At 69.3% G+C, this 13,127-nt stretch carries 12 protein-coding genes; 10 read left to right on the forward strand and 2 right to left on the reverse strand.

Features of this window, described 5'->3' with window-relative positions:
- A partial coding sequence (locus C472_RS08505; protein WP_006629416.1) for a TiaS agmantine-binding domain-containing protein occupies nt 1–848 on the reverse strand: 848 nt, incomplete at its 3' end.
- A gap of 198 nt (nt 849–1,046) precedes the next feature.
- On the opposite strand from C472_RS08505, the gene C472_RS08510 reads away from it, so the two are divergent.
- Nucleotides 1,047–2,018, forward strand: a complete 972-nt coding sequence (locus tag C472_RS08510; protein ID WP_006629417.1) for a transcriptional regulator — start codon at nt 1,047–1,049, stop codon at nt 2,016–2,018.
- A gap of 104 nt (nt 2,019–2,122) precedes the next feature.
- On the opposite strand, the gene C472_RS08515 is transcribed toward C472_RS08510, so the two are convergent.
- Nucleotides 2,123–3,829, reverse strand: a complete 1,707-nt coding sequence (locus tag C472_RS08515; protein ID WP_006629418.1) for a nucleotide-binding protein — start codon at nt 3,827–3,829, stop codon at nt 2,123–2,125.
- 177 nt (nt 3,830–4,006) lie between these two features.
- Here C472_RS08515 and ahaH point away from each other — a divergent pair, with 177 nt between their 5' ends.
- The 9 genes from ahaH to C472_RS08560 all read left to right on the forward strand — a co-directional run bounded on the left by ahaH (nt 4,007) and on the right by C472_RS08560 (nt 13,014).
- The gene (gene ahaH / locus C472_RS08520; protein WP_006629419.1) at nt 4,007–4,363 is read left to right on the forward strand and encodes an ATP synthase archaeal subunit H; all 357 of its coding nucleotides are present in this window, start codon (nt 4,007–4,009) and stop codon (nt 4,361–4,363) included.
- Nucleotides 4,364–4,367: 4 nt separating this feature from the next.
- Nucleotides 4,368–6,575, forward strand: a complete 2,208-nt coding sequence (locus tag C472_RS08525; protein WP_006629420.1) for a V-type ATP synthase subunit I — start codon at nt 4,368–4,370, stop codon at nt 6,573–6,575.
- Between the two features lie 190 nt (nt 6,576–6,765).
- Nucleotides 6,766–7,020, forward strand: a complete 255-nt coding sequence (locus C472_RS08530) for a hypothetical protein (protein ID WP_004598766.1) — start codon at nt 6,766–6,768, stop codon at nt 7,018–7,020.
- A 21-nt stretch (nt 7,021–7,041) separates the two neighbouring features.
- Nucleotides 7,042–7,620, forward strand: coding sequence for a V-type ATP synthase subunit E (locus C472_RS08535; RefSeq protein WP_006629421.1), 579 nt, complete (start codon nt 7,042–7,044; stop codon nt 7,618–7,620).
- Nucleotides 7,617–8,663, forward strand: coding sequence for a V-type ATP synthase subunit C (locus C472_RS08540; RefSeq protein WP_006629422.1), 1,047 nt, complete (start codon nt 7,617–7,619; stop codon nt 8,661–8,663). Before C472_RS08535 ends, C472_RS08540 begins: the two co-directional genes overlap by 4 nt.
- Entirely contained in the window at nt 8,660–8,989 is a 330-nt protein-coding gene (locus C472_RS08545; protein ID WP_006629423.1) for a V-type ATP synthase subunit F, read from the forward strand. Before C472_RS08540 ends, C472_RS08545 begins: the two co-directional genes overlap by 4 nt.
- Nucleotide 8,990: 1 nt before the next feature.
- Nucleotides 8,991–10,766, forward strand: a complete 1,776-nt coding sequence (locus tag C472_RS08550; RefSeq protein ID WP_006629424.1) for a V-type ATP synthase subunit A — start codon at nt 8,991–8,993, stop codon at nt 10,764–10,766.
- A 1-nt stretch (nt 10,767) separates the two neighbouring features.
- On the forward strand, nt 10,768–12,192 hold the full coding sequence (locus tag C472_RS08555) for a V-type ATP synthase subunit B (protein ID WP_006629425.1): 1,425 nt from the start codon (nt 10,768–10,770) through the stop codon (nt 12,190–12,192).
- A gap of 120 nt (nt 12,193–12,312) precedes the next feature.
- Complete coding sequence (locus tag C472_RS08560; protein WP_006629426.1) at nt 12,313–13,014, forward strand: V-type ATP synthase subunit D; 702 nt, start codon at nt 12,313–12,315, stop codon at nt 13,012–13,014.
- The last annotated feature ends 113 nt before the right edge of the window (nt 13,015–13,127 follow it).

Raw genomic sequence — 13,127 nt, forward strand, 5'->3', positions numbered from 1 at the left:
TCGCCGATCCGCCCCGGCGCGAGGTGGGCGTCGGTCCCCTGGTTCGTCAGGAACGTCGCGGCGCGGTCGACCGCCTCGCCGTCGATCGCGGCCGCGACCGCCCGGCACGCGTCGGCGTCGTCGCCCCGGATCCCGTGGAGGATCGGGCCGGGGGCGTTGGGGACGCAGACGGGGGCACCCGTCTCCCGGTCGACGGTGTCCCAAACCCCGGGGTACCCCTCCTCGGCGGCGGCGAAGACGCTCTCGACGTCGACCTCGCGGGGCGTCCCGCAGCGGTCGAGCTCGCGGTAGGAGATCCGTTCGACCGTCCAGTCGTCGAACGCGGCCGGCGCGCCCACCGCGGCCAGCGCGCCGATCCGCCCCCGACCGGCCACCGACTCGCCCCCGTCCGCGCCGCCCGCGGATCCGACGGCGGCGTGCCGGAACCCGTGTTCGTCGGCGAGATCGACGGCCTCGGCGACGGAGAGGCGCTCGCGGAGCGCGCGTCGGGCGAACCCGGCGATCGCGTCCGGAATCGGCCTGCCCGTCGGGTCGAAGGGGTCGCCCGCGACGTCGCCGCCGGCGACGACGACGCCCGGCGACGTCCGCGGGTCCGACGCGGCGGCGAAGTCGGCGACCGTCTCGACGGCGACCTCCATGGCCCGTTCGGCGTCGACGCCGGTGACGTGGAGCGCGACCGCGGCGTTCCCTCGGGTCTTGTGTCTCACGGCCGGGTTCAGGCGGACGAGGAGGCGTCGCCGGACCCTGCCGCCGGCGGCCGCGACCCGCTCCGCGATCCGCGTCGCCACGTACGTCGTGCACATCCCGCGCTCGCGGGAGTCGGTGTCGTCGACGGCGACGATCGGCATGCGACGACGTTCGCAGCGGCGGGTCAAGTCCCTTTCGAGGCGGGCCGGTCGCGTTTCGTCGCCGCCGAACCGCTAACCAGCGCTCACGGAGTATTTAACCGTTTCCCGCCTCGAACGGGCAAAATCGCAGGCGGGCGGTGGTTTCGTCGGGGGACCGACGACACAACGCATATATACGCCGAGCCGCTTGTTCCGGCTATGTCCCGGACTGCGCTCATCGGGAACGTCACCGCGATGCTGGAGGACGCGGGATTCCTCGTCAGCGACCGGTGTGCGGTCCGGCCCAAGAGCTTCGACGTGGCGGCCCGGCGCGACGAGGACCTCCTCCTGTTGAAGATACTCGGCAACGTCGACGCGCTCGACGCGGAGACCGGCGCGGAGATGCGCCGGCTCGGCGAGTACCTCAGGGGGACGCCGATGGTCATCGGAGTCCGCACCCGCGACGAGGAGCTGAAGCCCGGCGTCGTCTACTTCAGACACGGCGTGCCGGTGATCAACCCGGACACCGCGTACGACCTGTTCGTCGAGGGGATGCCGCCGCTCATCTACGCGGCCCCCGGCGGCCTGTACGTCAGCCTCGACGGCGACCTCCTCGCGGACGAGCGCGAGGAGCGCGGCTGGTCGCTCGGCCGCCTCGCGACCGAACTCGGCGTCTCTCGGCGCACCGTCTCGAAGTACGAGGACGGGATGAACGCCTCCATCGAGGTGGCGATCCAGCTGGAGGAGCTGTTCGACCAGCCGTTCTCCAGCCCGGTCGACGTGCTGGAGGGCGCGGACGACGTCCGCGACGCGGAGCCGACGCCGTCCGCGCCCGCGGCCGACCCCGACGACGAACACGTCCTCCACGTGCTCACGAGCGCCGGCTTCACCGTCCACCCGACCGCCCGCGCGCCGTTCAAGGCGGTCTCCGAGGACGACGACAGCCCCGAGACGCGCGTGCTCACCGGCCACTCGGCGTTCACCGCCGCGGCCGAGAAGCGCGCCCGGATCATGTCCTCCATCGGCGAGGTGGCTCAGACCCGCTCGGTGTACTTCACCGAGGAGCACGAGAAGCGCGAGTCGGTCGACGGCACCGCCCTCGTCTCCTGCGAGGAGCTCGCCGACGTCACCGACCCCGAGGAGATCCGCGAACTGATCCGCGACCGCGCCCGCGCGCCGTCGGAAGCCTGATACGTACCGCGGCTCCCGGACCGATCGTTTCCTGTTCCGTCTGTTCTCCGCCCCGCTCGTTTTCCGCCCGTTCTCCGCGACGACGGAGACGCTTCACTCAGTCCTCACCGACCGAGCAGCCGGCTGAAGAACCCGCCGTCCTCCCCGTCTCCGTCGTCCTCGTCGTCGTCCGCCGTCGCCCCATCGGCGTCGTCGTCCGCGCCCCCGTCGGGGTCGTCGCCGCCCTCCGCCTCCTCCGACAGCACGGTGTTCATGGTCCCGGTGTCGTCGTCGCGGAACGGAATGCTGCCGGCCAGTTCGTCCTCGATGTCGTCGTTCGACTCGGTCCGCTCGGCCGCCGTCGCCCGCGCGGTCTCGTCCGCGTCCGGGATCGCGTCGGCGTCGTCGTCCTCGTCGGTCTCGGTGTCGGCGTCCGCTTCGGTGTCGGCGCTCACTCCGGTCTCGGCGTCCTCGTCGGCGGCGCTCCCGCGGTCCTCGGTCGCGCTCTCGGCGTCGCCATCGTCCCGACCGGTGTCCGTGGCCTCGTCGGCGTCGGCCGCTTCGGCGTCGCCCGCCCCGGCCGCCTCGGCGTCGCCCGCGTCCGCGTCCGTCACACCGTCTTCGTCCACCGCATCGGCGTCGCCCGCGTCCGCGTCCGTCACACCGTCTTCGTCCACCGCATCGGCGTCGGCTTCGTCCTCGCTCGCGACGATGATGTCGTCGCCGTCGCCCGGCTCCGTCACCCCAATCGCATCGGGGTCCGCGACGATGATGTCGTCGTCGTCCGCCGGTCGGTCGTCGTCGGGAGCGGGCGTCTCCTCGTCCCCCTCAGAGGGCTCTCCTCCCTCGTCGCCGACCGCCGGCTCCGGTTCGTCGTCGACGATCACCGCGTCGTCGGTCACCGGCCCCTCGCCGTCCGCGTCGCCGTCCGTCGCGTCCGTTTCGTCGGTGGTCCCGTCCTCGGCCGCGCGCTCCTCGTCGCCGTCGCTCCCGTCGTCTTCGCTCTCGTCGTCTTCGCTCTCGTCGCCGTCTCCGCTCTCCTCGTCGATTCCGCTCCCGTCGCCGTCGTCTACGCCGTCGCCGGAACGCGCCCCGATCGCCGCCTCGGCCGCGGGACCGTCGAGCCCAGCCCCGGCGACGTCGACGCCGGTCAGCGCACGGGCCAAGTCGCGGTACGCCCGCGTCGCCGGCGCGTCGGGCGCGACGGCCGACAGGGAGCGGTTCGCGGCCGCGGCCCGCGCCACGGCCTCGTCGTCCGGGATCCGAGCGAGAACGGGGGCGTCGAGCAGGGCGGTGACGACCTCGTCGGTGTCGTCGGTCACGCGGGTGATCGCGGCACCGGCGACCGTCCCGCCGAGCCGCTCGGTCAGCTGTCGCGTCTTCTCGGTGTCGCCGAGGGCGCTCCGCTCCGGCGTCGAGACGAGCAGCGTCTCGTCGGCGATCGCGAGCGGGAGCGTGGAGTCGTGCGACAGCCCCGCGCCGGCGTCGACGAACACGAACTCGGCGTCGTCGAACGCCTCGATCACCCGACGGAGTCCCGACGGGTCCGCGGCCGCGTACGCGTCGAGTTCGGCCGAGCCCGGAACGACCCGGAGTCCGGACGGTCCCTCGCGGACCGCCGCCTCGGGCTCCGCCTCGTCCGCGAGCACGTCGTGAACCGTGGTCTCGCCGGGGGTGACCCCGACGGCGCTCGCGAGGTTCGCCATGCCGAGGTCGGCGTCGATCGCGACGACGTCGGCCCCCGACTCCGCCAGGATCGTCGCCAGCGCGGCGGTCGTGGTGGTCTTCCCGACCCCACCTTTCGCCGACGCGACCGCATACACCGTTGCCATACGGTGACGGTCCGGCGACTGCTACTTAAATGTAGGCGGCGACGCCCGGACCCGGCGGGCGCGTCCGACGAGTTCGGTCGGATATCCGTCCGGAATCGCCCCGGAATCCGCGCGAAACCCCGCGGGCTTTCGCAAACACCTTATACGTCGCTTGTAGAGTTTCAGGCGATTAGTAGCATGGCGAGACCAGAGGTGCTCAACTCGATCAAGGAGGCCGAACGGGAGGCGGACGAGATCATCGCGGACGCTGAATCGGACGCCGAAGAGCGCCTCGCCGAGGCTCGTAACCGCGCGGACGAGATCCGCGCCGAGGCCGAAGAGGAGGCTGACTCCGAGGCCCAAGAGCGGCTCGAAACGGCCCGAGAGGAGATCGAGGAGCGGCGCGAGGAGATCCTCGAATCGGGGCGTTCGGACCGCGACGAGCTCGAACGCGAGGCCCGCGACCGTGTGGAATCGGCCGTCGACTACGCCGTCGAGCGGTTCGAGGCGGCGGTTCACGAGCAGGCCGAGGAGGCGGTGGATGCTCAGGCCTGAGCGGATGAGCCGGGTGTCGGTGACGGGCTCGAAGCGCGTCATCGACGACGTCATCGAGGCGGCGTACTCGCACCACTCCCTGCACGTCACCGACTACGACGAGCGGTACGAGGGGTTCGAACCGGGGACCTCGCTCGAGGGTGCCGAGACGCTGAACGAGCGGCTCGTGACGGTGCGGTCGCTCGAGAGCATCCTCGACGTCGACGAGGACGACGCCGAGGCCGCCCGACCGCTGGACGACGACGAGCTCGAAGCGGAGCTCGAACGCGTCCGCGACCGGGTCAACGACCTCAACGACCAGCGCGACGAGCTTCAGGACGGGATCCGCGACCGGCAGGAGGAGATCGACCGGATGGAGCCGTTCGCCGAGCTGGGGATCGACCTGGAGTACCTGCGCGGCTACGACTCCGTCGAGGTCGTCGTCGGCGAGGCCAAGCCCGGCCCCGTCGAGGCGGCGCTCGAGGACGCCGAGACGATAGACGCCTTCGACGTGTTCGTCGGCGGCGACGTGCTCGCCATCGTCGCGAAACCGACCGACCACGACGCCGAGGGCGTCGTTCAGGACGCGCTGGTCGGCGTCGACATCGCGCTGCTCGACGTGCCGGACGCCGACGCGAGCCCCGACGAGTACGTCGCGGAGCTTGAGGCCGAACAGGCCGACCTCCGCGACGAGCTCGACGCGGTCCAGAGCGAACTCGAGTCGGTGAAAGAGGAGGCGGCCGGCTTCCTGTTGCGCGCCGAGGAGCAGCTCACCATCGAGGCCGAGAAGAAGGAGGCCCCGCTCTCGTTCGCGACGACGGAGAACGCGTTCGTCGCCGAGGGTTGGGTACCGACCGAGACCTTCCCCGACTTCGAGGCGGCGGTCGCCGACGCGGTGGGCGACCACGCCGAGGTCGAGGAGCTGGAACGCGCCTCGTTCACGCCGGACGGCGATCACCACACCGAGTCCGTCGACGGCGAGGCTGGCGGCGCGGCGTCGACCTCGGCGTCCGCGGACGCCGAAACCGAGCGCGAGGCCGCCACCGACGGCGGCCACGCGGCACACGGCACCGACGACCCGCCGGTCGTCCAGGACAACGGCGGCGCGGCGGGCCCGTTCGAACTGCTCGTACAGGCGTTCGGGCGGCCGAAGTACTCCGAGTTCGACCCGACGCTCCTCGTCTTCCTCACGTTCCCGGCGATGTTCGGGTTCATGATCGGCGACGTGGGGTACGGCGTCCTCTACGCCGCCATCGGGGCGTTCATGTACACCAAGTTCGACGGCGCGTTCCGCGAACTCGGCTCCGTCGCGATGTGGGCCGGTGCGTTCACGATACTGTTCGGCATCTACTACGGTATCGACCTGTTCGGCTACCACGCCTACCAGCTGCTGCCGGGCGACGTCCACTGGCCGGTCGAGGGGAAGGGCCTCTCGCCCGCCGACCTCGACTGGGGCCTCTCGTTCCTCGTCGTGAGCGTCGTGTTCGGCATCCTTCACCTGAACGTCGGCCACGTCCTCTCGTTCGTGAGCACGCTCAAGCAGCACGACGCGAAACACGCCGTCTACGAGGCCGGCTCGTGGCTGCTGATCCTCAACGGCGCGTGGATCTGGATCTTCAGCAGCGTCTTCCCGAACTCGAAGCCCGACTTCCTGTTCGAGGCGGTCTCGGTGCTGACGTTCGGCGCGGTCTCGTTCAGTGGGTTCCCGGCCGCGGTCGGCTGGGCCGGCGCGGCCGCCGCGGTGCTCGGGCTCGTCCTGCTCGGGATCGGCGAGCCGCCGGAGCTGGCCGAGTTCCTCTCGCCCGTCGTCAACGTCATCTCGTACGCGCGGCTGATGGCCGTCCTGCTCGCGAAGGGCGGGATGGCGCTCGCGGTCAACCTGCTCGCGTTCGGCGCGTACATCGACGACGGCGGCGACGGGAGCTTCCACTTCATCTTCACGAACGAGCACCTCCACCACGTCCAGGAGACGGCGAGCGAGGAGTTGGTCTTCGCCGGGATCACCACCGCGTTCGACCCGGCCTCGGTCGGCGCGGTCGGCGTCGTCGCGCTCGTCGGCGGGATCGTCGTGGCCGTCGTCGGCCACATCGTCGTGCTCCTGCTCGGGGTCACGTCCGCCGGTATTCAGGCCGTGCGCCTCGAGTACGTGGAGTTCTTTGGGAACTTCTACGAGGGCGGCGGCCGCGAGTACCTGCCGTTCGGCCGCGACCGGAAGTACACCCGCGAGGAGTGACGGCCGGTCGACCGCTCGGCTCTCCGGGCGTTCGTCCGACGAACCCGGTCCCGCGACCCGGTTCGAGACCCCGTTAGCCGCTGCGCTCACCTCCGTTTTCACCGTTCCGTTCGGTCGTTTTGGGAAGCTTTATGACTCCTGTAGGGGCAATTAGCAACCGTTCGGAGACGAGCAACAGCAACTACTACCAATGTTTGAAGCTACCAACGAACTCGGGAACCTCGTACTGTCGACCGGTGGAACGCTGACTGACCCCAACGCCGCGGCGGCCCTCGCCGTCGGGCTCGCGGCCCTGGGAGCCGGCTACGCGGAGCGCGGTATCGGGTCGGCCGCCGTCGGCGCGATGGCCGAGGACGACGACCTCTTCGTCAACGGGCTCATCCTGACGGTCCTTCCCGAGACGATCGTCATCCTCGCGCTCGTCGTCGTCTTCATCGTCGGGTAACTCTCCAGCGTTTTTCAACCAATGAGTTTGGAAACCGTCGTTGAGGACGTTCGAGACGAAGCCCGCGCGCGTGCGGAGGAGATCCGCGAACAGGCCGACGCCGAGGCCGACGAGATCGTCGCCGAGGCGGAAGCCGACGCGGAGCGCATCCGCGAGGAGCGGCTCGCCGAGGTCGACGACCAGATTGACCAGGAGCGCGAACAGACGCTCTCCTCGGCGAAGCTCGAGGCCAAACAGGAGCGGCTCGGCGCTCGCCGCGACGTCTTAGAGGACGTTCGCGACGACGTTGAAGCGGCGATTTCCGGTCTCGACGGCGACGACCGTCGCGAGCTCACCGAGGCCCTGCTGGACGCGAGCCTCGCGGAGTTCGACGACGACGAGAGCGTCGCCGTCTACACCCGCGCCGAAGACGTCGACCTGCTCGAAGACCTCGTCGCGGACCGCAACGCCGAGGTCGACGGCGAGGTCGACTGCCTCGGCGGCGTCGTCGCGGAGAGCGACACCTCCCGCGTTCGCGTGAACAACACGTTCGACTCGGTCTTGGAGTCCGTCTGGGACGACGAGTTGAAGAACATCTCGGAGCGGCTGTTCGACCAATGAGCGCCGCCGGCAGCCCGAACCCCGAGTACGTCGTCGCGCGGGTTCGTGCCCGCCGCGGCAGCCTCTTCGGGGACGAAGAGTACCGCAAGCTCACCCGGATGGGTCCGGCCGAGATCGCTCGGTTCATGGAGGAGTCGAGCTACGGCGCGGAGATCAACGCGCTCGGCAGCCGCCACGGCGGCGTGGACCTGATCGAGTACGCGCTGAACCGCAACCTCGCCGAGCAGTTCGACGCGATCCTCGACTGGAGCGAGGGGTCGCTGTACGGCCTGATCGCCCGCTACCTCCGGAAGTTCGACGCGTGGAACGTGAAGACGGTCATCCGCGGCGTCTACACCGACGCGGAGCAGGAGGCCGTCGAGGTCGACCTGATCCGCGCCGGCGAGTTCGACGACCGCCGGATCCGCCGGCTGTTGGAGGCGGACTCGATCGACGGCGTGATCGAGGTGCTCGAAGACACGATTTACGGCGAGCCGCTCCGGGAGGCGTACGCCGAGTTCGAGGAGACGGGCGTGCTGGTGCCGCTGGAGAACGCGGTCGACCGCGCGTTCTACGAGCGGCTCCTCTCGGGGCTGGGCGGCGACGAGCCCACCCGGCAGTACGAGGCGTTCCTCAAGGCGGAGGTCGACTTCCGGAACGCGACGAACGCGCTCCGGCTCGCCCGTTCGGGCGCGGACATCGACCCCGCGGCGTACTTCATCGAGGGCGGCGACCTGTTCACCCGCTCGTCGCTCGCGCGGCTGGCGCAGAACATCGACGAGCTGGTCGAGTACATCGGCGACAGCCAGTACGGCGACGAGCTCGGTCCCGCGCTCCGCGAGCTTGAGGAGGCCGACAGCCTCATCGCGTTCGAACACGCGATCGACGCCGCGCTGTTGGCGTACGGCGACCGGCTCGGCACGATCCACCCCGTGTCGGTCACCCCGATCATCTCCTACATCCTCGCGAAGGAGCGCGAGACGGAGAACATCCGGGCGATCGCCCGCGGGAAGGAGGCCGGGCTGTCGCCCGACGAGATCGAATCGGAGCTGGTGATAACATGAGCCAGGAGATAGCGGTCGTCGGCAGCCCGGAGTTCACGACCGGGTTCCGTCTCGCCGGCGTCCGGGCGTTCGAGAACGTGCCGGACGACGAGAAGGACGAGAAGCTCGACGACGCGGTCGAGCGGACGCTCGACGACGAGGGCGTCGGCATCATCGTGATGCACGACGACGACCTCGACCACCTCTCGCGGGGGACCCGCGAGGCGGTCGAGGGGAGCATCGAGCCGGTGCTCGTGACGCTCGGCGGCTCCGGAGCCGGCAGCGGCGGGCTGCGCGACCAGATCAAACGCGCCATCGGCATCGACCTGATGGAGGAAGACGACTAATATGAGCAAAGCAGACACAACCGACGCCGTCTCCGACGACGGCGTCATTCAGAGCGTGAGCGGTCCGGTCGTGACCGCCCGCGATCTCGACGCCCGCATGAACGACGTCGTCTACGTCGGCGACGAAGGGCTCATGGGGGAAGTGATCGAGATCGAGGGCGACCTCACGACCGTTCAGGTGTACGAGGAGACCTCCGGCGTCGGCCCCGGCGAACCCGTCGAGAACACGGGCGAGCCGCTGTCGGTCGACCTGGGTCCGGGCGTGCTGGACGCCATCTACGACGGCGTTCAGCGCCCCCTGGACGTGCTGGAGGGCAAGATGGGGAGCCCGTACCTCGACCGCGGGGTCGACGCCCCCGGCATCGACTTAGAGAAGGAGTGGGAGTTCGAGCCCTCCGTCGAGGTCGGCGACGAGGTCGGCCGCGGCGACGTGGTCGGCATCGTCGAGGAGACGGTCACCATCGACCACAAGGTGATGGTGCCGCCGGACGCGCTCGACGAGGGCGAGACCACCGAGGTCACCGCCGTCGAGTCGGGCTCGTTCGACGTCACCGAGACGGTGGTCGAGCTCGCCAACGGGACGGACGTCTCGATGCACCAGGAGTGGCCCGTCCGCGAGGCGCGCCCCTCCGCGAACAAGAAGACGCCCCGGACGCCGCTGGTGTCCGGACAGCGCATCCTCGACGGCCTGTTCCCCATCGCGAAGGGCGGGACGGCCGCGATCCCGGGCCCGTTCGGTTCCGGGAAGACGGTCACGCAGCACCAGCTCGCGAAGTACGCCGACGCGGACATCATCATCTACGTCGGCTGCGGCGAGCGCGGCAACGAGATGACCGAGGTCATCGAGGACTTCCCCGAGCTGGAGGACCTGGCCAACGGCAACCCGCTGATGGCCCGGACCTCGCTCATCGCCAACACGTCGAACATGCCCGTCGCGGCGCGTGAGTCCTGTATCTACACGGGGATCACGATCGCCGAGTACTACCGCGACATGGGGTACGACGTCGCGCTGATGGCCGACTCCACCTCGCGGTGGGCGGAGGCCATGCGCGAGATTTCCTCCCGGCTGGAGGAGATGCCCGGCGAGGAGGGGTACCCCGCGTACCTCGCCGCCCGCCTGGCGCAGTTCTACGAGCGGGCCGGCTACTTCGAGAACGTCAACGGGACCGAGGGGTCGGTCTCCGCGATCGGCGCGGTGTCGCCGCCCGGCGGCGACTTCTCGGAGCCGGTCACCCAGAACACGCTGCGCATCGTCAAGACGTTCTGGGCGCTCGACGCGGACTTGGCGGAGCGCCGCCACTTCCCGTCGATCAACTGGAACGAGTCGTACTCGCTGTACAAAGACCAGCTGGACCCGTGGTTCGAAGACGAGGTCGCCGACGACTGGGCCGAGAAGCGCCAGTGGGCGGTCGACGTGCTCGACGAGGAGACGGAGCTGCAGGAGATCGTCCAGCTCGTCGGGAAGGACGCCCTCCCCGACGACCAGCAGCTCACCCTCGAGGTCGCGCGCTACCTGCGCGAGGCGTACCTCCAGCAGAACGCGTTCCACCCGGTCGACACCTTCTGTCCGCCGGAGAAGACGTACCTCATGCTGACGACGATCCAGACGTTCAGCGACGAGGCGTTCGACGCGCTCGACGCGGGCGTCCCGGTCGAGGAGATCGTCGACACGGAGGCCGCCCCCCGGATCAACCGGATCGGCGTCCAGGAGGACTACGAGGAGTACATCGAGGAGCTCAAAGCGGACATCACCGAGGAACTCCGGAGCCTCTACTAACATGAAAGAGTACCAAACCATCACCGAGATCAGCGGTCCCCTCGTGTACGCCGAGGTCGACGAGGCGATCGGCTACGACGAGATCGTCGAGATCGAGACGGCACAGGGCGAGACGCTGCGCGGACAGGTGCTCGAATCCTCCGAGGACGTGGTCGCGATTCAGGTCTTCGAGGGGACGAGCGGTATCGACAGAGACGCGTCCGTCCGCTTCCTCGGCGAGACGATGAAGATGCCCGTCACCGAGGACCTCCTCGGGCGGGTGCTCGACGGTTCCGGCCGACCGATCGACGACGGCCCGGAGATCGTCCCCGAGGACCGACAGGACATCGTCGGCGCGGCGATCAACCCGTACTCCCGGGAGTACCCCGAGGAGTTCATCGAGACGGGCGTCTCCGCCATCGACGGCATGAACACGCTCGTCCGCGGCCAGAAGCTCCCGATCTTCTCCAGCTCCGGCCAGCCGCACAGCGAGCTGGCGATGCAGATCGCGCGGCAGGCCAGCGTGCCCGAAGAGGAGGAGGGCGACGACGACGAGGACGGCTCCGAGTTCGCCGTCATCTTCGGCGCGATGGGCATCACGCAGGAGGAGGCGAACGAGTTCATGGAGGACTTCGAGCGCACCGGCGCGCTCGAACGCTCCGTCGTGTTCATGAACCTCGCGGACGACCCCGCCGTCGAGCGGACGGTCACGCCGCGGATGGTCCTGACCACGGCCGAGTACCTCGCCTTCGAGAAGGACTACCACGTCCTCGTCATCCTGACGGACATGACCAACTACTGCGAGGCGCTCCGCGAGATCGGCGCGGCCCGCGAGGAGGTGCCCGGACGCCGCGGGTACCCCGGGTACATGTACACCGACCTGGCGCAGCTGTACGAGCGCGCGGGCCGGATCAAGGGCCGCGAGGGCTCCGTCACGCAGATCCCGATCCTCACGATGCCGGGCGACGACGACACCCACCCGATCCCGGACCTGACCGGGTACATCACCGAGGGGCAGATCTACGTCGACCCCGACCTCAACAGTCAGGGCCTCCAGCCGCCGATCAACGTCCTCCCCAGCCTGTCGCGGCTGATGGACGACGGGATCGGCGAGGGGCTCACCCGCGAGGACCACGCCGACGTGAAAGACCAGATGTTCGCGGCGTACGCGGAGGGCGAGGACCTGCGCGACCTCGTGAACATCGTCGGTCGCGAGGCGCTCTCCGAGCTCGACAACAAGTACCTCGACTTCGCGGACGCGTTCGAGTCGGAGTTCATCGACCAGGGCTTCGACCAGAACCGCGACATCGAGGAGACGCTCTCGATCGGTTGGGACCTCCTCTCGATGCTCCCGAAGGACGCCCTCAACCGGATCGACGAGGAGTTCATCGAGGAGTACTACCGCGAGGACGACGCCGAGCGCGAAGTCGTCGAAGCGGCCGACTGACGCCTCGGTTCACTTTTCGCCGGACGCCAGCCCCACCAGCGGCGGCTCCGTCGCGGTGCCGACCGCGACACGCCGCGTCTGAAAAGAATTAACCGCCTCTGGGCGGAACCTACCTCCAAGATGGCCGAGGACGTCAAACCGACGCGCAAGAACCTGATGGCGATCGAGGACCGCATCGAGCTCTCCGAGCGCGGTCACGACACGCTCGAACAGAAGCGTGACGGGCTCATCATGGAGTTCATGGACATCCTCGACCAGGCGCAGGACGTCCGGTCGGAGGTCTCCGAGAACTACGAGACGGCCCAGCGCAAGATCGACATGGCCCGGGCGATGGAGGGCGACGTGGCCGTCCGCGGCGCGGCCGCGGCGCTGAAAGAGCACCCCGAGATCACGACGCAGTCGAAGAACATCATGGGCGTCGTGGTCCCGCAGATCGAGTCCTCGAAGGTCCAGAAGAGCCTCGACGAGCGGGGCTACGGGCTGCTCGGCTCCTCGGCGCGGATCGACGAGGCGGCCGACGCCTACGAGCAGCTGCTCGAGTCGATCATCCTCGCCGCGGAGGTCGAGACGGCGATGAAGAAGATGCTCACGGAGATCGAGACCACGAAGCGCCGCGTGAACGCCTTGGAGTTCACGCTGCTCCCCGGCCTGTACGAGAACCAGGAGTACATCGAGCAGAAGCTCGAAGAGCAGGAGCGCGAGGAGATCTTCCGCATGAAGAAGATCAAGGACAAGAAGGAGGAAGAGGAGGCCGCCGAAGCGGCCGAGGCGGCCGCGGAGGCGGCGGCCGCGGAGACCGAAGAGCCCGAACCCGCCGACTGACGACGCCCGCGCGTCGGCCGTTCTCTCTCTGCGATATCTGTTCCCGTCTGTTTCGTTCCCGCTCCGTGGTCCGCTCGCGGCGTCGTCTATCCGTTTCCGACGACCGTTTTTAT

The sequence above is a fragment of the Halorubrum tebenquichense DSM 14210 genome, from assembly GCF_000337415.1.
In the GTDB taxonomy this organism is placed as follows: Archaea; Halobacteriota; Halobacteria; order Halobacteriales; family Haloferacaceae; genus Halorubrum; species Halorubrum tebenquichense.